The organism is Conexibacter sp. JCM 18997 (assembly GCF_055391915.1).
This window is the reverse complement of sequence record NZ_AP043885.1, coordinates 2,138,552-2,159,405: the sequence shown is the minus strand read 5'-3', so window position 1 is coordinate 2,159,405 and position 20,854 is coordinate 2,138,552. Positions and strand designations below refer to the sequence as shown.

General features: G+C 73.3%; 17 protein-coding genes. 12 read left to right on the top strand and 5 right to left on the bottom strand.

Translation table 11 applies throughout. The features are described 5' to 3' along the window. Window positions 1–8 precede the first annotated feature (8 nt). Entirely contained in the window at window positions 9–533 is a 525-nt protein-coding gene (locus ACZ5UI_RS11150; protein ID WP_464197239.1) for a hypothetical protein, read from the top strand. On the opposite strand, the gene ACZ5UI_RS11145 is transcribed toward ACZ5UI_RS11150, so the two are convergent. Further along, on the bottom strand, window positions 530–1,039 hold the full coding sequence (locus ACZ5UI_RS11145) for a hypothetical protein (RefSeq protein ID WP_464197237.1): 510 nt from the start codon (window positions 1,037–1,039) through the stop codon (window positions 530–532). The two genes, ACZ5UI_RS11150 and ACZ5UI_RS11145, sit on opposite strands and share 4 nt — an antisense overlap. Before the next feature lie 132 nt (window positions 1,040–1,171). Between ACZ5UI_RS11145 and ACZ5UI_RS11140 the strand changes: the two genes are divergently transcribed. From ACZ5UI_RS11140 to ACZ5UI_RS11130, 3 genes are read left to right on the top strand one after another with little or no spacing between them, the layout of a single operon-like run. Further along, window positions 1,172–1,936, top strand: a complete 765-nt coding sequence (locus ACZ5UI_RS11140) for a helix-turn-helix domain-containing protein (protein ID WP_464197235.1) — start codon at window positions 1,172–1,174, stop codon at window positions 1,934–1,936. Window positions 1,937–1,992: 56 nt separating this feature from the next. Further along, window positions 1,993–4,854 carry an ATP-binding protein gene (locus ACZ5UI_RS11135; RefSeq protein WP_464197233.1) on the top strand — a complete coding sequence of 954 codons (2,862 nt, stop codon included), beginning with the start codon at window positions 1,993–1,995 and terminating at the stop codon, window positions 4,852–4,854. A 60-nt stretch (window positions 4,855–4,914) separates the two neighbouring features. Beyond that, window positions 4,915–7,866: a DUF5585 domain-containing protein gene (locus tag ACZ5UI_RS11130; RefSeq protein ID WP_464197231.1), complete on the top strand. Its 2,952-nt coding sequence runs from the start codon at window positions 4,915–4,917 to the stop codon at window positions 7,864–7,866. Window positions 7,867–7,869: 3 nt separating this feature from the next. Here ACZ5UI_RS11130 and ACZ5UI_RS11125 read toward each other — a convergent pair whose 3' ends face one another. Further along, complete coding sequence (locus tag ACZ5UI_RS11125) at window positions 7,870–9,720, bottom strand: M20/M25/M40 family metallo-hydrolase (protein ID WP_464197229.1); 1,851 nt, start codon at window positions 9,718–9,720, stop codon at window positions 7,870–7,872. Window positions 9,721–9,764: 44 nt separating this feature from the next. Between ACZ5UI_RS11125 and gndA the strand changes: the two genes are divergently transcribed. Genes gndA through ACZ5UI_RS11100 form a run of 5 tightly spaced genes read left to right on the top strand, consistent with a single transcriptional unit; the run spans window position 9,765 to window position 14,890 of the window. Further along, entirely contained in the window at window positions 9,765–11,204 is a 1,440-nt protein-coding gene (gene gndA, locus ACZ5UI_RS11120; protein ID WP_464197227.1) for an NADP-dependent phosphogluconate dehydrogenase, read from the top strand. Between the two features lie 56 nt (window positions 11,205–11,260). Next, window positions 11,261–12,154 carry a haloalkane dehalogenase gene (locus ACZ5UI_RS11115; protein ID WP_464197225.1) on the top strand — a complete coding sequence of 298 codons (894 nt, stop codon included), beginning with the start codon at window positions 11,261–11,263 and terminating at the stop codon, window positions 12,152–12,154. Beyond that, complete coding sequence (locus ACZ5UI_RS11110; RefSeq protein ID WP_464197223.1) at window positions 12,151–13,653, top strand: sulfatase family protein; 1,503 nt, start codon at window positions 12,151–12,153, stop codon at window positions 13,651–13,653. Before ACZ5UI_RS11115 ends, ACZ5UI_RS11110 begins: the two co-directional genes overlap by 4 nt. Further along, window positions 13,650–14,318: a thioredoxin domain-containing protein gene (locus ACZ5UI_RS11105; RefSeq protein ID WP_464197221.1), complete on the top strand. Its 669-nt coding sequence runs from the start codon at window positions 13,650–13,652 to the stop codon at window positions 14,316–14,318. The genes ACZ5UI_RS11110 and ACZ5UI_RS11105 overlap by 4 nt, the downstream gene beginning before the upstream one ends. Continuing rightward, a complete protein-coding gene (locus ACZ5UI_RS11100; protein WP_464197219.1) occupies window positions 14,309–14,890 on the top strand; it encodes a DsbA family protein in 582 nt (193 codons plus the stop codon). Before ACZ5UI_RS11105 ends, ACZ5UI_RS11100 begins: the two co-directional genes overlap by 10 nt. On the opposite strand, the gene ACZ5UI_RS11095 is transcribed toward ACZ5UI_RS11100, so the two are convergent. Further along, window positions 14,884–16,911 (bottom strand): sulfatase family protein, encoded by a 2,028-nt coding sequence (locus ACZ5UI_RS11095; protein ID WP_464197217.1) that lies wholly within the window; start codon window positions 16,909–16,911, stop codon window positions 14,884–14,886. The genes ACZ5UI_RS11100 and ACZ5UI_RS11095 overlap by 7 nt on opposite strands. A gap of 59 nt (window positions 16,912–16,970) precedes the next feature. Here ACZ5UI_RS11095 and ACZ5UI_RS11090 point away from each other — a divergent pair, with 59 nt between their 5' ends. Further along, the gene (locus ACZ5UI_RS11090) at window positions 16,971–17,561 is read left to right on the top strand and encodes a TetR/AcrR family transcriptional regulator (RefSeq protein ID WP_464197215.1); all 591 of its coding nucleotides are present in this window, start codon (window positions 16,971–16,973) and stop codon (window positions 17,559–17,561) included. On the opposite strand, the gene ACZ5UI_RS11085 is transcribed toward ACZ5UI_RS11090, so the two are convergent. Then, complete coding sequence (locus ACZ5UI_RS11085) at window positions 17,558–17,890, bottom strand: STAS domain-containing protein (RefSeq protein WP_464197213.1); 333 nt, start codon at window positions 17,888–17,890, stop codon at window positions 17,558–17,560. The genes ACZ5UI_RS11090 and ACZ5UI_RS11085 overlap by 4 nt on opposite strands. A gap of 60 nt (window positions 17,891–17,950) precedes the next feature. On the opposite strand from ACZ5UI_RS11085, the gene ACZ5UI_RS11080 reads away from it, so the two are divergent. Next, a complete protein-coding gene (locus ACZ5UI_RS11080; RefSeq protein ID WP_464197211.1) occupies window positions 17,951–19,423 on the top strand; it encodes a protein adenylyltransferase SelO in 1,473 nt (490 codons plus the stop codon). Between the two features lie 212 nt (window positions 19,424–19,635). Next, entirely contained in the window at window positions 19,636–20,175 is a 540-nt protein-coding gene (locus tag ACZ5UI_RS11075) for an RNA polymerase sigma factor (protein ID WP_464197209.1), read from the top strand. Window positions 20,176–20,181: 6 nt separating this feature from the next. On the opposite strand, the gene ACZ5UI_RS11070 is transcribed toward ACZ5UI_RS11075, so the two are convergent. Beyond that, the gene (locus ACZ5UI_RS11070) at window positions 20,182–20,826 is read right to left on the bottom strand and encodes a TM7S3/TM198-like domain-containing protein (RefSeq protein WP_464197207.1); all 645 of its coding nucleotides are present in this window, start codon (window positions 20,824–20,826) and stop codon (window positions 20,182–20,184) included. Window positions 20,827–20,854: the final 28 nt, after the last annotated feature.

Sequence of the window (20,854 nt, the reverse complement as noted above, 5' to 3'; positions counted from 1 at the left end):
GCGCCATCGTGAGACGGCTCCACTCCTGGGTGCTCATCGCGGTCGCGCTGCTCGTCGTCGGCGCCACCGCTGCACCGGCCAGCGCCAAGCGCTACGACGTCCCGCAGGCCCTCGGCTCCAGCCTGTCGACGGTGACCGCCAAGAGCGGCATCCCGGTGCTCGTGCCCGACACGCTGGCGCTCGACTACGGCGGCCAGCTGTTCGCCTCGGGCGGAGCCGGTGCGCGCCGCTACGACCTCGAGCTCGCGGGCGCGAAGAACTGCGGCGGCGCCAACGCCTGCTTCATCGCGGCGATCACCGGCCAGCGGGGCGGCAGCTTCGCCTACCGCCAGCGCGCGACGCTGCAGGGCGGCGTGCCCGCGCGCTTCAAGCCGCTGACCTGCGGCGGCTCGTGCTCCCCGCCGGAGATCCAGTTCATCCTCGACGGGGTGCTGTACGAGATCTCGGCGAAGGTGTCGGCGTCCAAGAACGCCGGACAGAAGGCGCTGCTGGTCGCCGCGGCCAACAGCGCCATCGCCGCGGGCCCGCGCTAGCGACCGGCGCCGTGGCCCGAGAGCCAGGCGCGTGACCGGTAGGGCGGCAGCATCAGCACGAGCATGATGATGATCGCTGTCGCCCCGAAGTACGTGTACAGCGAGGCCGAGCCCTCGTTGTTGCCGGTCGAGGTCTGGCCGAACGACAGGCAGGCGAACGTGAACAGGGCCAGCGCCAGCCCGACCAGCAGGATCGGCTTGCGCCGGTGGGGCAGGAACTCGCCGGTGACCAGGCTGATGGCCAGGATCACCGCGATGGCGAACTCGAGGACCGCGAGGATCGCCCACAGCGCGTCGATGCCCGGGAACGTCGCGACGAACGTGCCCTCGAACTGCTTGGCGATGCCCGGCGGCGCCTTGGCGTCGCCGTCGAACAGCTTGCCCTTCCCGGAGTAGAAGAACAGCACCCCGACCAGGAAGTACACGGCGACCACCGTCAGCCAGTAGCCGGCCAGATCGAGGATCGTGGGCTTCTCGTCCTCGTGCCCCACCACATCAGCAGCCATCGAGTCTCCCCTCGCAGCGGACCTCTTGGACTTCGCGCGGCGTGCACGAATCCCTGCGCACTCGACGCACCGGCGCGCGCGGTGGCCCGATCGGATATAAGGCTCCCTTACATCCTTGGAGAGGGAGATGGGTTGCAGCGATCGGCAGTGCTGGAGGGACCACGTTCGACGGCGCCGTGGCGCCTGGGCGAGCTCGCGCTGACCGACGGCGTGTGCGCCCGCCCGCCCGACGCGTTCGGCTTCGAGGTCGTCCGCTCGGGCGGCCAGGTCGAGGACATCGCGCTGTGGAACGGCGCCGCCCCGATCGAGCCGGACGCCGGTCCGCGCCGGTGGACGCGCACGCTGCTGGTGCCGCGCGAGCGGCTGCTGGCCCAATGCCCGCGGCTGGCGGAGACCGACCGCATTTGCGGCCTGCAGAACAGCCCCGGCGCGCGCCTGCTGGTGCGCTACCTGGACGCGCTGATCGCCGAGCTGCCCGGCCTCAACGACAGCGAAGCGGCCTCCGCCGGCGAGGCCGCGCTGGAGCTGCTGCGCGCGGCGATCGAGCCGAGCATGCCGGAGACGCGCGACGCCCGGCGGGCGGCGATCCGCGCCGACGTGCGCCGCTACATCCGCAGCCACCTGGGCGACGATGACCTCAGCCCCGATTCGATCGCGCGCGCCCACGCGGTGTCGGTGCGCACGCTGCACGCCCTGTTCGAGAAGTCCGACGAGTCGGTCGCCGGCCTGGTCCGGCGCGAGCGCCTGGCCCGCTGCCTGGAGGACCTGCGCCAGCCCACCGGCGGGTCCGTGACGGAGATCGCCTTCCGCTGGGGCTTCCGCGACGCGGCCCACTTCGCCCGCGTGTTCAAGCGCGAGTACGGGCAGTCGCCCAGCGACGCGCGCGCGGCTGCGTAGTCCGCAAAGCGGGACTTGACATCACACGGGGCGGCCCGGTGGACTGACCGCCGGACATGGGGCCGGCGCCGGACATTCCCACCGGTCGCCTGCTCGAGCGCGACCGCGAGCTCGCAGCGGTGGCGGGCGCGCTGCGCGACGTCGCCGGCGGCACGGGCGGGCTGCTGCTGATCGACGCCCCGGCCGGGGTGGGCAAGACGGCGCTGCTGGCCGCGGCGCGCGACGCCGCCGCTGACGCCGGCCTGCTCGTGCTGCGAGCCCGTGGCGCGGAGCTGGAGCGGGCCTTCGCCTTCGGCGTCGTGCGCCAGCTGTTCGACCCGATCACCGCGACCACGCCCGACGAGCGCGTGGAGCTGTTCGCCGGCGCGGCGCGCCAGGCCGAGGCCGCGCTGTCGCTGGAGCTCCCGGCCGACGCGCCGCAGGACCCGTTCGCCGTCCGTCATGCGCTCTACTGGCTGACCGCCAACCTGGCCGCGCGCCAGCCGCTGGCGATCCTCGTCGACGACGCGCACTGGGCCGACAGCGCTTCGCTGGGCGCGCTGGCGCACCTCGCCCACCGCCTGGACGGGCTGCCCGTGCTCGTGGTGATCACCACGCGCTCGACGGAGTCGGGTCCCGAGCTCGACGCGATCCGCGGCCAGGCGACGGGCGCGGGCGCCGGGACGCGCCTGGTGCTGGCCCCGCTGGGCGCCGACGCGTCGGCGGCGGTCGTCCGGGCCCTGATGCCCGACGCCGACGACGCGCTGTGTCGCACCTGCCACCGCGCATCGGGCGGCAACGCGTTCCTCCTGCACGAGCTCGCGCGGGCCGCCGCCGCCGGTGGGGACGCGACGCTCGACGCCAGCCCCGAGAGCGTCACCCGCGAGATGACCGCGCGCCTGGACGGCCTGCCCCGCCCGGCCGCGCGGCTGGCGGGCGCCGCCGCGGTGCTGGGCGGCCACGCCACGTTGCAGGAGGCGGCCACGCTGGCGGGCATCGAGGCCGCCGCGGCCGTGCCCGCCGCCGACGCGCTGGTCGCCGCCGGCGTGCTTCGCAGCGTCCAGCCGCTGGAGTTCCAGCATCCGCTGGTGCTGGCCGCCGTCTACGACGGCCTCGCGCTGGCCATCCGCTCGCTGGGCCACCAGCAGGCCGCCCAGCTGCTGGCCCACCAGGCGGCGTCGCCCGAGCGCGTCGCCGCGCAGCTGCTGCGCTGCTACCCGGCCAACGACCCGTGGGTGGTCGACGAGCTCGTCGCGGCGGCGCGGATGGCCGCCGGGCGTGGCTCGGCGGACGCCGCCGCGCGCTACCTGCGCCGTGCGCTGCAGGAGCCGCCGCCGCCCGAACGCCGCGCGGAGGTGCTGGTCCAGCTCGGGGAGGCCGAGGCGCTGGCCGCCGACACCGAAGCGGCGATCGAGCACCTGCGCGAGGCGCTGGCCGGCGACGTGAGCCCCGAACAGCGCCTGGCCGCGACGGTGCTGCTGTCCGGCCTGCTCGGGCACCTGTACCGGCTGGCCGAGGCGGCCGCCGTGATCGAGGACCAGCTCGCCGCGCTCGCCGCGCGGCCCGATCTGCAGACCACGGCGCAGGCCGCGCTGACGAACATCACCCGGATCGACCCGGCGATCCGCCAACGGGGCGCGGCGGCGCGGGAGCGTCTGCGGACGCGGGTCCTGGCCGGTGGCGAGCCCGACCCGGACGTGCTCGGGACGGTCGCCACCGAGCTGGTCATGGCCGGTGAGCCGGTGCGCCTCACCGCGGAGGTCGCGCAGGCGGCGCTCGTCGGCTTCCTCGGCGTCGGGGGCGGTGGAGCGGCCGGCTGGTCGGGCTTCAACGCGCTGCGCACGCTCGTCATGTGCGACGGGTTCGACGCGGCCACGCGCGTGTTCGACCGCGTGCTCGACTCGGCCCAGGCGCGCAGCACGGTGATGGACATCGGCGGCGCGCTGGCCTTTCGCGCCGAGATGTACCTGCGCCTGGGCCTGGTCGGCCGGGCCGAGATCGACGCCCGCACCCTGCACGAGATCGCCACGGCCGCGGCGTGGCGAGGTGGGCAGGGGCTGGCGCTGGCCTGGCTGGGGGAGGTGCTGCTGGAGCGCGGCGAGCTGGACGAGGCCGACCGGCTCCTGGAGGCGGGCGATCCCTCGGCCGAGATGCTGGCGCGGGGCTACTCGGCCAGCGAGGTGCGCATCAGCCGGGGTCGGCTGCGGCTGGCCCGCGGCCGCGTCGAGGAGGCGGTCGCCGACCTGCGCGAAGCGGGGCGCTGGGCGCTGGCCACCGGCAACGTCAACCCGTCCTCGTGCGGCTGGCGCGCCCCGCTGGCCGAGGCCCTGCTGACCCTCGGCGAGGACGATGAGGCCCGCGCGCTGGCCCACGACGACCTCGAACGGGCCCGCGCCTTCGGCGCGCCCCGGGCACTGGGCATCGCGTTGCGCGTCGGCGCCCGCGTGGACGGCGGCGCGCACCGGATCGCCCGGCTGCGCGAGGCGCTGGACGTGCTCGACGGCTCGCCGGTGCGGCTGGAACGCGCGCGCGTCCACGCCGACCTGGGCGACGCGCTGCAGGCCGAAGGGCGCACCCAGGACGCCCGCGAGTCGCTGCGCGCGGCGGTCGATCTGGCGCACGGCTGTGGCGCGACGGTGCTCGAGCAGCGCGGGCTGGACGCGCTGCGGGCCACCGGCGCGCGCCCACGGCGGCCGCGTTCGACCGGCGCCGACGCGCTCACGCCGAGCGAGCGGCGGATCGCCGAGCTGGCCGCCGCCGGACAGCAGAACCGGGAGATCGCCCAGGCCCTGTTCGTCACGACCAACACGGTCGAGTACCACCTGCGCAACGCCTACCGCAAGCTCTCGATCAGCTCGCGCACGGACCTCGCGCAGGCCCTCGGGAGCGTCGTCCCACGGACGGGGGCGCAAAACCCTAGCGTTGCCTCAGGGCGCTGAATCCGAGAGACATACGCAGGCGGGCCGCCGTTGGCCTGCACGCACTCGAAAGGAATCACCATGCCCCTCTTCCGCCTGCTGCGCCGGGCGTTCTTCCTGACCCTCGTCGCTGCTGTGCTGGCCGCGACCGGCGTTGGCGCCGTGACCGCACAGGCCGCCGACGGCGACCACGTGCGCACCGATCTGATCGACGACCCTGGCTTCGAGGCGGGCTTCGCCGGCTTCGAGCTCGGGACCAACACCGTCGGCGTCCTGTCGCGCCAGCGCGTCGGCGCGATCGTGGGCGACCGCAGCCTGCGCGCCCGGATCAACGACGGCGGCAAGGTCCTGGCCACCGCCGACATCCCGCCGGCCCTGCACGAGGCGCCCGACACCGTCGGCGTCGAGGCGCGCATCCGCGTCGAGAAGGCCACGCCGGCCACCAACAAGCTCGTCGTGTGCGCGATCGCCACGCCGACCAGCGGCGCGCCGCGCCAGTCCTGCCAGCAGGTCCCGCTGACCGACGGCACCGCCGTGGTCGAGACCTCGGTCACCACGCCGGCCGGCGACACGCCGCTGCGCGACGTCACCTTCCGCCTGTCGACGAGCAACGCCAACGGCGGCTCGGTCACGGCGATGATCGACCAGGCCAAGCTCTACCTGCTCTCGCCGCCGGCCACGCCCGCGACGCCGGTGCCGGTGCCCGACGGCTTCGAGCTCGTCGACCTGATCGCCGACAACGGCGTCGAGGGCTCGCTGGCGGGCTTCGGCGCGGTCTCGGCCAGCGACGGCACCGTCGCGCGCAGCACCACCGATCCGATCGCCGGCACCAGCAGCCTGCGCACGACGATCCAGTCCTACGGTCGCGTGGCCAGCGGGCACGACTACCCGTACGCGGCGGGCCCGGTGGCCCACTCGGTCACCACCGCGGCCAAGGTCCGCGTCGACAGCTCGACCCCGGTCGGCCGGCGCCTGCAGGTGTGCACGATCGCCTACCTGCAGACCGACTCCGACCCGCGCAGCGCCTGCGCGACCTACCCGGTCGACCCGTCGCACGTCGTCCCGGTGCTGCTGTCGCTGGACACCCAGGACCAGCAGCTGGCCCGCGTCTTCACCCAGCTCAAGCTCGACGACAGCGGCTCGGTCGCGGCCACGCTCGACGACGTGCACCTGTACGTCGTCCAGCAGCCCGCGCCCGATCCGGGCGACGGCGGCGGCGATCCGGGTGACGGCGGCGGCGATCCCGGCGACGGCGGTGGCGGCGGCCCGACCAGCGGCGACCTCGAGCAGCTCGGCTTCGCCATGCGCCCGACGAACTGGCGCTCGATGACCGCCCAGATGAACCTGGCCGACGACCTGTCCGGCGCGGGCGCGCCCGCCAACGCGGCGGCCCGGGACATCTCGGTCACGTTGCATCCGGCGGCCGACGCGGTCGGCGCCTCGCGGCGGGTGTCGTTCGGTCTGCCGCTGGCCCCGGGCACGCTCGTCGACACCGCGCAGGTCAAGGTCACCGACGCTGACGGCCACGAGCTGCCCGCCTACGTGCGCAGCCTCGGCGCCTGGACGCACATGCCCGACCAGCGGCTCCTGTGCAACGGCCTGCAGGCGACCGGCAACCCGGGCATCCGCAGCGTGCTGGTGCAGTTCGACATGGCGTTCGCCGACACGGCGCCCAGGACGGTCACCGTGTCGATCAACCGGGCCCGCAGCCAGAACCTGGCCAGCGCGGTGCCCGTGCGCGACACCTATCGCGTGGTCAACGACGGCACCTACGCGCCGGCCGTCAACCACAGCGGTCTGACCGTGCGCGAGCCGGCGGTGCTGGCGGCCATCGACCACAACTACCTGGCCTGCACGTCGATGGTGCCGATGACCGCGGTGGCGGGGCAGCAGCCGTCTCTGGCCAAGACCGATCAGGCCAGCGACGACTTCTTCTACTCGACCATCAACCAGCCCAAGCAGAGCTGGCCGGTGACCAACCCAGAGGACATCGTCGACTACTTCACCGACTCGGAGCCGTGGCTCTACGACCGGGCGCAGACGTTCTACAACGGCTACCTGCGCACCGGCAACGTCGACATGCTGCGCGAGGGCAACCGGGCGGTGGACCAGTACCAGCAGCAGATCTACGGCCCGCAGGACTGCGCGACGACGTTCTACCCGTACTGCGTGGGCAGCTTCAAGCTGAAGAACACCGATCCGGCGGCCCCGTATCCCGACCTGAAGTACTCCTACTCGGAGAACCTGCTGTCGGAGTACCTGCTGACCGGCGATCCGACCGTGCTGCAGAAGATCGGCTACGTGTCGTGGGGGCAGGAGATGCACGTCGGCCTGACGCAGAACGGGCCCGACACCGAGCGCCACCGCGCGTTCGCCCTGCTGGCGCACGTCGTCGACTACGAGCTGACAGGCAGCGCGCACGAGCTCGGCGTCGTCCAGGACGCGATCGCGGCGATGCGGGCCAAGCAGACGAGCACGGTCAACGGCAACGCGCCCAACGGGTGCTTCAACTACGCGCCCGAGGGCGAGGCCAACACGTTCTCGCCGTGGATGTCGGCGCTGCTCGCGCAGGCCTTCGAGCGGGCGTACTTCGCCACCGGAAACGCGCAGGTCGGGCCGGCGCTGGTCGACCTGGCCCAGTGCGAGCTGGACCGCGGGACCGACGAGATCCGTCCCGGCCAGCAGGATCCGATGGCCGTCGGCGACCTGTACCCGTACTACATCGGTGCCAGCTACGGGACCAAGCACGACGCTGACGGAGACAACCCGTTCAACGGCCTCGAGCACGCGATCGACGTCGCCGTGCCCGTGTCGCTGGGCGCGTTCTTCGCCACCGACCCGGCCCAGAAGGCGGCGTTCGTGACGGCCACGAAGCGGTTGCTGAAGACCAACGAGGCCTTCATCAGCTACTTCACGCGGGACGGCGCGGAGACCGCGGCGGCGGGACGCACGAAGTACCGCACCTCGCCGCCGCGCCGCTACAACTGGCAGCTGAAGAACGTCGGCGTCGTCGGCTGGGGACTGGGGAGCTAGTTCCTAGGGAGCCAGCGCGTAGTCGAGCGTCACGTCGGTGGCCGCGTCGGCCAGCTCCTTGAAGCCCGTCAGGTTGAGCTGGTCGATGGTGTCGGTGGAACGGTGGTAGTTCGCGTCGAACGCGATCCCCGCCGTTCCACCGAACAGCGCGGCCTGTTCGGGCGTCTTGATCGACTCGGCGCCGGAGAACAGCCCGCCCGCCGCGATGCCCGCCGCCTGGAACGAGCCGTGGTCGGCCCGGCCGTCGGCGACGATCAGCTCGGAGGCCAACCCGCGGGAGGCCAGCGCGGCCTGGAAGGCCTGCTGGATGGCCAGCGAGCCCGCCGGCCCGGTGCTGCCGTCGTAGACGAAGCGCGCGTAGTTGGGCGAGGCGAGCATGTCGAAGTTGAGGTACGCGCGGATGTCTCGCCGCTGCTGGGTGTTGAGGCTGGCCACGTAGGCCTTGGAGCCGTTCAGCCCGTCCTCCTCGGAGCCGAAGAACGCGAAACGCACGCGGTTGGTCGGCACGATCCCCAGCCGCCGCAGCTGTGTGGCCAGCTCGATCAGGTAGGAGACGCCGGAGCCGTTGTCGTCGATGCCCGGGCCGGCGGGGACCGAGTCGAGGTGCCCGCCCACGACGACGGTGCGGTCGGTGCGCCCGGCGGGCGTGTCGGCGATCACGTTGACCGAGTGCTTGGTCGTGATGGCCGCGTCGACGGACACGTACAGCTCGGTGCCGGGCGTCGTGGCCAGGTCGGAGCCGATCGCGAACGTCGTGGTCAGGACCGGGACGTCGGCGGGCGTGCTGATCGAGCCGAACGACGGTCCCGTCGCGCTGCCACCCCGGTTGAACAGCACGATCGCGGCGGCGCCCGCCGCCTGGGCGTTGGCGATCTTCACGTCGAACGTGCACCCGCCGCGCTGGATCAGGGCGATGTCCCCGGGCGTGAAGCCGGCGAAGTCCGACGTCTCGCAGGCGCTGGTGCCGGCGTCGGGATCGGCCAGCGACACGTCGATCGGCTCGACCGGCGCGTCCACGTCCCCCGAGCCCGAGAACGTCAGCGTGAGGAAGTCGGTGATGTAGTCGTAGTCGGCGAAGCCCGGGGCGGTGACGGCGAGGACCGGCAGGGCCAGCAGCTGATAGAGCCGGTAGTCGTAGGGCTGGACCTGCGGGTCGTAGCCCGCGGCGCGCAGCTGGCCGACGACGTAGGTGACCGACGCGTCGTAGCCCGGCGTCTCCGCGGCGCGGTTGCCGCCGTTGGCGTCGGCGATCGCCTGCAGGTCGGCGGCGTGGCCGTAGAGCGCCGCGGGCGTGATCGCCGCGCGCAGGTAGGCCGCGATCGGCGGCAGCGTCGGGGTGGCGGGCGCCGCGGCCGGGGGGACCGGCGGGGCGGTGGCCGGCGGCATGGCCGGCGGCGCGGTCGGGAGCTCCGTGGGCGTGGCCGGCGTGCGCGTGACCCGGATCGCGCCGGGCAGCGTCGTGCACACCGCGCGGGCGCCGCTGGACGACGCGCAGGCCAGCAGCCGGTACGCGCCGTCGGCGTCGGCCGGGATGGTCAGGCGCGTGGTCAGGCGGCGGCGCTGGCCGGGGCCGAGCGTCGCCGGGTCGGCACTGCCGATCCGCGTGCCCGTGAAGTCGCTGGAGGCGCCGCGGGCCAGTGCGAAGACGGCGGTGGCCCGCCGGGCCGCGCGGTCGCCGCGGTTGACCAGCGTCAGCGCCACCGAGACGGTCGCCCCGGGGGCCAGGGTCGCGCCGCCGGCGCGGGCCGGCGCGGTCACCCGCACCGGGGTGTCGGAGCGCGCCGCCTGGGCGGGCCCGGCGAGCAGCAGCACGGCGAGGAGGGTGGCCATCGTGGCCCGCAGCAGGCGTTCCATCGGATCCCTTTCTAGTGCATTGGGCACGTCGTAGGGTGCAGGACATGAGCGCGAGCACCGCAACAGCGAACATCGGCGTGGTCGGCCTGGCCGTCATGGGCTCCAACCTGGCCCGCAACCTGGCCAGCCGCGAGGGCAACACGGTCGCCGTCTACAACCGCTCTCCCGAGCGCACGCGCACGCTCGTCGACGAGCACCCGGAGGCCGGGTTCGTGGCCAGCGAGAGCATCGAGGACTTCGTCGACTCGCTGTCCAAGCCGCGCACCGCGATCATCATGGTCCAGGCCGGGGCGGGCACCGACGCGGTGATCGAGCAGCTGGCCGGGCTGTTCGAGGAGGGCGACATCATCGTCGACGGCGGCAATGCAAACTTCCACGACACCATCCGCCGCGAGAAGGACCTGCGCGAGCGCAACCTGAACTTCGTCGGCGCCGGCATCTCGGGCGGCGAGGAGGGCGCGCTGAAGGGCCCGTCGATCATGCCCGGCGGCTCGGCCGAGGCCTACGAGACGCTCGGCCCGATCCTCTCGTCGATCGCCGCCATCGCCGAGGACGAGCCGTGCGTGACGCACGTCGGCACCGACGGCGCCGGGCACTTCGTGAAGATGATCCACAACGGCATCGAGTACGCCGACATGCAGCTGATCGCGGAGTCCTACGACCTGCTGCGCCGCGTCGCCGGCCACGACGTCGACGCGACCGCCGACGTCTTCGCCGCCTGGAACGAGGGCGATCTCGAGTCCTACCTGATCGAGATCACCGCCGAGGTGCTGCGCCAGAAGGACGCCGAGACCGGCCAGCCACTCGTCGATCTGATCGTCGACCAGGCCGGCTCCAAGGGCACCGGCGTGTGGACCGTGCAGAACGCCGTCGGCCTGGGGATCCCGGTCAGCGGCATCGGCGAGGCGGTCTTCGCGCGCGCGGTGTCCAGCAAGCCCGAGCAGCGCGCCGCGGTCCAGGCCACGATCGAGTCACGCCCCGACGTCGCGGCGGCCGGCGACAACTTCGAGGACGACGTGCGCGCCGCGCTGTACGCGTCCAAGGTGGTGGCCTACGCCCAGGGCTTCGACGCGATCATCGCCGGGGCCAAGGAGTACGACTGGAACATCCACCTGGGCAACATCGCCAAGATCTGGCGCGGCGGCTGCATCATCCGCGCCCGCTTCCTCAACCGCATCGTCGACGCCTACGACTCCAACCCGGACCTGGCCACGCTGCTCGAGGACCCGTACTTCGCCGACGCCGTGCGCGAGGGCGAGGCGGCCTGGCGCCGGGTCGTCTCGACCGCCGCGCTGTCGGGCATCCCGGTCCCGGGCTTCGCCTCGGCGCTGGCCTACTACGACTCGCTGGCCTCCGAGCGCCTGCCCGCGGCGCTGATCCAGGGCCAGCGCGACTTCTTCGGCGCGCACACCTACCGGCGCGTCGACAAGGACGGCACCTTCCACACGCTGTGGTCGGGCGACCGCTCGGAGATCGAGATGTAGGCGATGATGACGGTGTGTGATTGACACCGTGTCACACCTGACGTAGCGTCAGCAGGATGGAGAGCCTGCGCACGCCGGACGAGCGTTTCACCGACCTGCCCGATTGGCCGTACGCGCCGCACTACGCCGAGGTCGGGGAGGGGCTGCGGATGGCCTACGTCGACGAGGGCGCCGGGCGGCCCGTCCTGCTGCTGCACGGCGAGCCGTCCTGGTCCTACCTGTACCGCTCGATGATCGGGCCGCTGGTCGGGGCCGGGCTGCGGGTGGTCGCGCCCGACCTGATCGGCTTCGGCCGCTCCGACAAGCCGACCGAGCGCTCCGACTACACGTACGAGCGCCACGTGGCCTGGCTGACCGAGCTGGTCGTCGACCGCCTCGACCTGCGCGACGTGCTGCTGTTCTGCCAGGACTGGGGCGGGCTGCTCGGGCTGCGGCTGGTGGCCGAGCACCCCGACCGCTTCGCCGGCGTCGTGGCCTCCAACACGTTCCTGCCCACGGGCGACGCCGACCTGGGCGAGGGCTTCGGCCAGTGGCGCGACTTCTCGCAGACCGTCCCCGAGTTCCCGGTCGGTCAGATCGTCAACGGCGGGACCGCGCGCCCGCTGAGCGACGCCGAGATCGCCGCCTACGACGCGCCGTTCCCCGACGAGACCTACAAGGCCGGTGCCCGCCAGTTCCCGATGCTCGTGCCCGGCAGGCCCGACGATCCCGCGGCCCCGGCCAACCGCGCGGCGTGGACCGTGCTGGCGGCGTTCGACAAGCCGTTCGTGTGCGCGTGGGGCGCGCTGGACCCGATCACCCGGGGCGCCGACCGCCAGCTGATCGCCCGCATCCCCGGCACCGCCGGCCAGCCGCACGTGGCCATCGAGAACGCCGCGCACTTCAGCCAGGAGGACGCGGGGCCCCAGCTGGCCCAGATCGTGGCCGACCTCGCGGGGCGCCTGCCGTGAGCGCGCGCCGGACGCTGGCGGTGGTCCTGGTCGCGCTCGTCGGGATCGGCTGGGTCACGGTGGCCCGCGCGCACGCGGCCGCCGCGCCGCGGCACAACATCGTCGTGATCATGACCGACGACCAGGACTTCCGGTCGATGTCGGCGATGCCGCAGACCCGCAAGCTGATCGGCGCCCAGGGCACGACGTTCGCGCAGAACATCATCAGCTACCCGCTGTGCTGCCCGTCGCGGGCGACGTACTACACCGGCCAGTACGCCCACAACCACGGCGTGCTGTGGAACTTCTTCCCGACCGGCGGCTACTACAAGTTCGACCAGGCCGAGGTGCTGCCGCTGTGGCTGCAGCGCGCGGGCTACCGCACGATCCACATCGGCAAGTACCTCAACCAGACCGACGAGCGCGGCGACCACACCGAGATCCCGCGCGGCTGGACGGACTACCTGGGCGGGGTCGATCCGTCGACCTACGACTACTACGGGATGACGTTGAACCACAACGGTCATCTGGTCACCTATCCGCGCGACGCCCGGCACTACTCCACCGACGTCTACGCGCGGCTGGCCGACCAGGCGATCGCCGACGCGGCCAAGCACCGCCAGCCGTTCTTCCTCAACGTCGCGCCCAACGCGCCGCACACCGTGTCGGCCAAGTCCGATGCCGAGAAGGAGGGCACGCCGGCGCTGCCCCCGCCGCGCTACCGCACCCGGTACGCGCACACGCCGATGCCGCGCTACCCGAACTTCGACGAGGCCGACGTCTCCGACAAGCCGCCGCTGCTGGGCACGGTGTTCGGGCGGCTGACCGCCGAGCAGATCGCCTCGTTGACCGCGCACTACCGCGGCCGGATGGGCGCGCTGCGCGGCGTCGACGATCTGGTCGCCGGCGTCGTGCGCGCGCTGAAGCGGGCCGGCGTGTACCGCGACACCGACATCCTGTTCACCTCCGACAACGGCTGGATGCTGGGCGAGCACCGGCTGATCGACACCAAGACGCAGGACGGCCAGGCCTCGGGCGTGAAGTACTTCCCCTACGAGGGCGCGTCGCGCGTGCCGCTGCTGGCCGCCGGCCCGGACTTCCCCCAGGGCACGGTGGTCGACGGCGTCACCGTCAACGCGGACCTGGCGCCGACGATCGCGCAGATCGCGGGCGCGACGACCGTGCTGCCCCAGGACGGCCGCTCGCTGCTGGCTGTCGCCCGCGATCCGGCGCTGCTGGCCGGGCGCGGCGTCCTGCTCGAGGGCTTCGAGAACCCGCGGCTGGCGCCCGCCTACAAGTCGATCCGCACGGCGCGCTACCGCTACGACCTCGAGGTCGACACCGGCCTGGAGGAGCTCTACGACCTGCAACGCGATCCGTGGGAGCTGGACTCGCGCCACGCCGATCCGGCCTACGCGCAGATCAAGGCGATCCTGGCCACGGCGCTCGCCCGCCTGGCCACGTGTGCGGGACCGACGTGCCAGGTCGACGTCGGTCCGCTGCCCGAGCCCGGCGGGTGACCCTGCGCGATCGCATCGCGCGGCGCTGGCTGCCGCGCACGATCGTCGCGCTGTCTGAGGTCGACGCGCCCGCGCAGATCGGCGCCCAGCTGCGGCGCACCGCGGGCCGGCGTGAGCGCGTCGAGCTGTTCTTCGCGTTCGACGACCCGTGCAGCGCGATCGCCGTGCTCGAGCTGAGCGCGCGGCTGGGCGGACGCTCGGTCGACCTCGTGCTCACGCCCGTGGTGCGGCGCGGTCCCGAGGGCGATCCGGCGACGGCGGCCAAGCGGCGCTACGCGATCGTCGACGCGCGCCGGCTGGCCCGCACGCGACTGGGTCTGGAGCTGGCCCGCGCCGCGCCCCTGGACGGCGACGAGACCGCGTTCCTGGCCGAGTGGGTGTCCGGCGCGTCGGTCGATCCGCGCCGGTTCGTGGTGCCCGCGCTGCGGCGCCTGTGGTTCGTCGACGACGCGCCGGTCGACCGCGCCGCCTTCGAGGCGCTGTGGCGGGAGGCGATGGGGAGCGCGCCGATGGCCGCGCCGGGTGCGGTGCGCGCCGCTGAGCAGCGGATGCGCAAGCGCGGTCCGTACGACACGCCGGCCGCGGTGATCGGCCGCCAGTGGTGGTTCGCCCACGACCGCCCGGCCCAGATCGCCGAGCGCCTGGACGAGCTGGGGTGGACGTGACCCGCGTCGACTTCTTCTTCTCGTTCCGGAGCCCCTACTCGTATCTGGCCGGTCCGCGCGGCTTCGCGCTGGGCGACCGCGACGACGTCGAGGTCGTCTACCGCGGCGTGATCCCGATGGCCATGCGCGGCCAGGCGGTGCCGCAGGCCAAGCGCCTGCACACGCTGCGCGACGTCAAGCGCGAGGCGGTGCGCCTGGGCATGGCGTTCGGGCGCATCCACGACCCGATCGGCGACGGCGCGCTGCGCTGCCTGCTGGTGGCCCAGCATGCGGTCGACGTGGGAGCCGAGCGCGCCTTCGTGCTGGCCGCCAGCCGGGCGATCTGGGCCGAGGCGGTCGACGTCTCCGGCGATCGCGGGCTGCGGTCGGTGTGCGAGCGCGCCGGCCTGGAGTGGGACGCCTGTCGGGCGGCGCTGGCGGACCCGGCGCTGCGGGCGCGCGTGGATGCCGACACCCAGGCGCTGGCCGCGCTGGACCACTGGGGCGTCCCGGTGTTCGTCGTCGGCGGCGAGCTGTTCTGGGGGCAGGACCGCATCGACGACGTCGCGCGGGCCCTGGACGCCCGTCAGTAGCGGGCGGTGCCCTCGACGGTGATGGTGCCGTGCTGGCCGTCGAGCGTGTTGTGGTCGCGGACCCGCAGTGTGCCGCTGGTGATGTCGCGGTAGGCGCCGGTGCCGCTGGTGAAGCGCCCGGTGCCGACGAAGTCGACCTCGTTGCCGGTGACCGTCGGGGTCAGCGTGGCGGTGGCCAGGATCGAGCCCTTGGCGAAGCGCAGGCGCGCGTGGGCGACCAGCTGCCCGTCGACCAGGTGAGCGGTCAGCACGATCGTGCCCCGGCCGAACGGCGTGGCGGTGAGCGCTCCGCGGTCGGTGATCGTGCCGGCCAGGTCGACCGGCGGATCGGACTTCGTCCGCCCGGCGATGCGCACCGCGTGGCGGGCTCCGCCGCGGGCGGTGGCGGCGGTGAGGGTCTGCCGGACCCGCGTGCAGGCGGCGCCCCGGCACCGGTTCAGCGCGGCCAGCTTGGCCGCCAGGCCCGCCTGGACCTGCGCCGTCGCGCGGGTGCCGGCCAGGTTGTCCAGCTCGTAGGGGTCGCGCTTGCGGTCGTACAGCTCCGTGTCGCCGCTCTCGGTCCACACGACGTAGGTCCAGCGGTCGGTGCGCACGCCGCGGTACGGGCGATCCCAGCCGTTGAACATGATCGGGAAGTCGCCCTCGAACAGGCGGTCCAGCGCCTCGATCTCGATGGCCCGGTCGGGGCGCCGGGCCGGCGTGCGCGCGACCGGCAGGAGCGAGATGCCGTCCATCGTGCGGCCGGGTCGCGCGTTGGCCGCGTCGACCAGGGTGGGGGCGAAGTCGATGTTGGCCACCTGGCCGGAGATCGTGCGGCCCTTGGGGATGCCGGGTCCGCGCAGGACGAACGGGATGCGCAGGGACGCCTCGTAGGGCAGGAACTTGTCGCCGGGCACGCGGTGCTCGCCCTGCAGCCAGCCGTTGTCGGAGACGAAGACGATCAGCGTGTTGTCGAGCTGGTTGGTGCGCTTGAGCGTGTCGACGAGCGCGGCGACGTGGTCGTCGACCGCGCGCAGGGCGCCGATGCGGCCCTGGTAGTCGAGCTGCAGCTGGGCGATCTGCGCGTTGGTCAGCAGCGGCAGCGCCTCGGTCAGCTCCGACGCCTTGTCGGACAGGTCGGCCTCGTTGAAGTTCGGGGGCCGGGGGAGGAGCAGGTTCTGCACGGCGTCGGCGTAACGGGGCGCCGGCCGGGGGTCGGGGCCGGGGCGGCCCATCAGCGTCGTCGAGACGTCCTCGCGGTGGGGCGCGGCGGGCGACCACCAGATGAAGAACGGGTCCTGCGCGTCGCGCTGGGCGTCGACCAGCTGCTCGGTGATGTGGCCGGTCACGTCGGGCGAGTAGTCGTCGGGGTTGGCGGCGCCCCAGTAGCTGTACGGCGCCGGCCCCATCACGTCGGTCAGCTGGCGCAGCACCTCGCCGATGCCGGGGTCGGCGAGCTCGTCGACCTCGACCTTGGCGAACTCGACGAGCTTGCGGGCGAAGTCCGCGTCGCCCCAGGTGCGCAGCGTGCCGTCGTCGTTCATCACGTAGTTGAAGTAGTCGTAGGCCGACACGTCGAGCAGGCCGCGCCAGTCGTCGAAGCCGACCGGCACCTCGCCGTGCCCGTCCTTGGCGCCGTAGCCGTTGAGCCACTTGCCGATCATCGCGGTGCGGTAGCCGGCCTTCTGCAGCCACGCGGGGAGGATGTTCCCGCGGTCCTGCATCCCGTACCAGCCGTACGGATAGAAGTTGCCGCCGACGCCGTGGTTGTGGGCGTACTGGCCGGTGATGAACGTGGCCCGGGCGGGGCAGCAGAGCGGGAAGGAGTCGACCGCCCCGGTGAACGACGTGCCCTGGTCGACCAGCAGCCGCTGCACGTTGGGCATGTGCGCGAGGTCGGTGGCGGCCATGTCGTCGGTCATCACGACGAGGATGTTCGGACGCGCGTCGGTGCCCGCGCCGACGGGGCGCGCCTGGGCCGAGCCGGCCGCGAGCAGCAGGCAGGCGGCGACGAACGTGGCAACGGCGACCCGGACCTTCACGCGTTCGAACGTACAGCGTGTGTGACACCGCGTCAACAGCGTGGGATAGTGTCTCGGCGATGGCCGGCGCGACGCGCAGAACCGCCCAACGGCAGCAGCGTGGAGAAACGCGTGCGCGCATCATCTCGGCGGCCGAGGAGGAGCTGCGCCGGCGGCCGTTCCGCGAGGTGAGCGTGGAGGAGGTGATGGAGGCCGCGGGCCTCACGCGCACGCTCTTCTACCGCCACTTCGACGACCTCTTCGGCCTGGTCGCCAGCGTCGCGCGGCCGTCGTTCGACGACCTGTACGCGTTGCACGAGGGCCTGGTCGACGGCGACCTGGACGCCGATCGCCTGAGCGAGGCGATCGCGCCCGCCGTCGAGCTGTTCGCCCAGCACGGACCGTTGATCCGCGCCGTGGCCGAGGCGTCGTCCTTCGACGTCGAGGTCGAGCAGCTCTACCGCGGCGCGCTGGACCGCTTCGCCGCGCTGACCGCCCGCTACCTGGAGCGCGTGGGCGCGCCCGTGTCAGACCCCGAGCAGACCGCTCGCGCGCTGACGCTCATGAACGTCGGCTACCTGCTGGACTGCTTCGGCCACGACCACCGCGTCACGCCCGACGTCGCCACGGCGACGATCGTCGAGGCCTGGCGCGCGGTCTCGGGAAGCTAGGCCTCGCCCTCGCGCGCGAGGGCCAGCGCCGCGGGCTCGTCCGGCGCCACCACCAGCTCGCCCAGCAGACCGCTCACCTCGAGCAGCCGCAGCACCGCGCCCTGCGGGCAGATGAGGACCAGCGAGCGCGACTGCCGGCGCAGGCGCTGATGGGTCCGCACCACGGCGCCGAGCCCCGTGCTGTCCATGAAGGTCACGCCGCTCAGGTCGATCACGACCGCCGGATCGACGCCGCCCACGAGCACGCTCAGCGGCTCGGCAAGATCGCGTGTGGCCTGGATGTCGATCTCGCCTCGCAGACGGAGGACAGGTGGTGCGGAAGTCTCCATGAGACGTCCATTACCGCTTTCCGGCGATCGCCAAGCCCGAACCACGCCTACGCTGGACACATGAGCACCGTGGCCGACGCGCTGCTGGACCTCGACGACTCGTTCGCCCGCGAGCTGGGCGAGCTGGCCGTGGCCTGGCAGGCGGCGCCCGCGCCCGCGCCGATGCTCGTGGTGCTCAACGAGGTGCTGGCCGCGGAGCTCGGGCTGGACCCCGCGGCGCTGGCCACGCCGGAGGGCGTGGCCGTGCTGGTCGGCAACGCGACGCCGGCGGGCGCGGCGCCGGTCGCGCAGGCCTACGCCGGTCACCAGTTCGGCGGCTACTCACCGCGGCTGGGCGACGGCCGCGCGCTGCTCGTCGGCGAGCTGATCGATGCGCAGGGGCGGCGGCGCGACCTGCACCTGAAGGGATCGGGGCGGACGCCGTTCGCGCGGGGCGGCGACGGCAAGGCCGTGCTCGGCCCGATGCTGCGCGAGCTGGTGGTCAGCGAGGCGATGCACGCGCTGGGCATCCCGACGACGCGGGCGCTGGCCGTCGTGGCCACCGGCGAGGGCGTCGCGCGGGGGACGCTGCAGCCCGGCGCGGTGCTGGCCCGCATCGCCGCCAGCCACCTGCGCGTGGGCACGTTCCAGTACGTCTCGGCCGGGGGTGACCGCGCGTTGCTGCAGCGGTTGGTCGACTACACGATCGCCCGCCACGACCCGGCCGCCGCCGGGGCCGACAACCCGCCGCTGGCGCTGCTGAGCGCCGTGATCGAGCGCCAGGCCCGGCTGATCGCCGCGTGGATGCTCGTCGGGTTCATCCACGGCGTGATGAACACCGACAACATGGCGATCTCGGGCGAGACGATCGACTACGGCCCCTGCGCGTTCATGGACGCCTACGACCCGGCGACGGTGTTCAGCTCGATCGACGAGGGCGGCCGCTACGCGTTCGCCAACCAGCCCGCCGCCGCCCAGTGGAACCTGGCCCGCTTCGCGGAGGCGCTGCTGCCGCTCATCGACGCCGACGAGGAGGCCGCCATCGCCGCGGCCACCGACGCGCTGCGGGCCTTCGAACCGGCCTTCCAGGCGCACTGGCTGGCCGGCATGCGGGACAAGCTCGGCCTGACCGGCGAGCAGCCGCGCGACGCCGCGCTCGTCGCCGACCTGCTGGCCCTGCTGCACCAGCAGGCCGTCGACTACACCGCGTTCTTCCGAGCGCTGGCCCACGTGGCGCGCGGGGACGGCGGGCCGCTGCGGGCGCTGTTCGCCGATCCCCACGAGCTGGACGCGTGGCTGGCCCGCTGGGAGACCCGTCGCGGCGCGGACGCGCCCGACGCCGACGCGCTGGACCGCGTCAACCCGATCTACATCCCGCGCAACCACCGCGTGGAGGAGGCGCTGGCCGCCGCGACCGCCGGCGACCTGCAGCCGCTGGACCGCCTCATGGACGCGCTGACGCGCCCGTTCGACGAGCGTCCCGGCCTGGAGGCCTACGCGCAGCCGGCGCCGGTGGCCGTGGCCGCCGGCTACCGCACGTACTGCGGCACCTGAGGGTCCGCGCCGGCGCGCGCCCGGACGTCTGCGCGCCATGTTGCCGACCCGCGCGCGGGTACGCGGACCCCTCCCTGCGCGCCGTCTCTCCAAGATCGGTCGGCCCCAAACCGGCCTGACCTGGATGCACGCGCAACGGGTATCAGGGACGGCACATGAACACCTGTGGTCGAGTCACGAAGTCCGTCGGCGATTGGTCGGACGCCGAGCTGTTGCGGGTCGGAACATCCGGGGCGTTCGCGACGCTCTACGGCCGCTACGAGCGGCGGGTCTACGCGCTCACGCGCCGCGTCTGCGGTCATCGCCACGCCGAGGCCGCGGTGCAGGAGACCTTCGTGTCGGTGTGGCGCTGCCGGACGGACTTCGATGCGGGGCGCGGCGACGTCGCTCCGTGGCTGCTGGGCATCGCGCGGATGCGGGCGTTCGACCAGCTGCGCGCCCACGGGCGCCACGACCGCTGGGTCAGCGAGGACGGCTCGGCGGACGTCCTGCGGATCGCGTCGGCGGACTGCGTCGAGGATCACGTGCTGGCCAGCATCGACGCCGCGAGCGTCCGCGGCCTGCTCGACGGGCTCGTCCCGGCGCAGCGCGAGGTGCTCGAGCTCGCCTACTTCGAAGGTCTGTCGCACCGCGAGATCGCCACGCGCCTCGGCCTGCCGCTGGGCACGGTCAAGGGCCGCATGCGGCTGGCGCTGGATCGACTGCGCGGGCGCATGCCGGTCGAGCCGGCACCGCTCGCCCTCGCGGCCTGACCGGCGTCAGGCCACGGGCGCCTCCGCCGACCACGCCTCGCGCATCGTCCCGCGCAGACGGTCGGCGCCCCGCGCCTGGATGATCACCCCGGCCAGGGCCAGGAAGCCGTAGATCGCGTACCACCACCAGTCGTTGTCGGCCCGGGCCACGACGTCGTCGGTGGTCAGGTCGCTGCTGTCCAGCGCGCCGGTCAGCAGCATGATCCCGGTGGTGATCGCGCTGGCGCCCCCGAGCGCGCTGAGCACGATCAGCAGCACGGTGGGGAGGTCGGTGACGATCGCCACGAAGGCCAGCATGGCGCCGACGGCCACGCCGACCAGGATCACCACCCAGGTCCACTTGACGTCGAGGGCGACCATCAGCGTGGCGCCCAGCGAGAAGCCGATCGAGGCCATCGCGATGACGACGGCGGCCTCGTAGAACAGATAGGCGACCAGGCCGAAGGCCAGCGCGCCGACCAGGCCGACGATCCAGCCGGTGGCGGTGGCCAGGAAGCCGTCGTTGGCCAGTCCGGCGACCAGCCCCGCGCCGACCGCGAAGCCGATGAACGCGCCCCACAGCGGGATGATCAGCCGGAAGGCCAGGAAGCCGTAGAAGCAGAAGCCGGCGCCGGCGAGGATCGCCAGCAGCGCGAGGATGACGTCGTTCATGGCCATAGCCTCCCATGACAGAATCCGC

Bases quoted from the DNA above. Each gene is read 5' to 3' on its own strand.
- ACZ5UI_RS11145 (WP_464197237.1), bottom strand. From the start codon at position 1,039: ATGGCTGCTGATGTGGTGGGGCACGAGGACGAGAAGCCCACGATCCTC.
- ACZ5UI_RS11135 (WP_464197233.1), top strand. From the start codon at position 1,993: ATGGGGCCGGCGCCGGACATTCCCACCGGTCGCCTGCTCGAGCGCGAC.
- ACZ5UI_RS11130 (WP_464197231.1), top strand. From the start codon at position 4,915: ATGCCCCTCTTCCGCCTGCTGCGCCGGGCGTTCTTCCTGACCCTCGTC.
- ACZ5UI_RS11125 (WP_464197229.1), bottom strand. From the start codon at position 9,720: ATGGAACGCCTGCTGCGGGCCACGATGGCCACCCTCCTCGCCGTGCTG.
- gndA (WP_464197227.1), top strand. From the start codon at position 9,765: ATGAGCGCGAGCACCGCAACAGCGAACATCGGCGTGGTCGGCCTGGCC.
- ACZ5UI_RS11115 (WP_464197225.1), top strand. From the start codon at position 11,261: ATGGAGAGCCTGCGCACGCCGGACGAGCGTTTCACCGACCTGCCCGAT.
- ACZ5UI_RS11090 (WP_464197215.1), top strand. From the start codon at position 16,971: ATGGCCGGCGCGACGCGCAGAACCGCCCAACGGCAGCAGCGTGGAGAA.
- ACZ5UI_RS11085 (WP_464197213.1), bottom strand. From the start codon at position 17,890: ATGGAGACTTCCGCACCACCTGTCCTCCGTCTGCGAGGCGAGATCGAC.
- ACZ5UI_RS11080 (WP_464197211.1), top strand. From the start codon at position 17,951: ATGAGCACCGTGGCCGACGCGCTGCTGGACCTCGACGACTCGTTCGCC.
- ACZ5UI_RS11070 (WP_464197207.1), bottom strand. From the start codon at position 20,826: ATGAACGACGTCATCCTCGCGCTGCTGGCGATCCTCGCCGGCGCCGGC.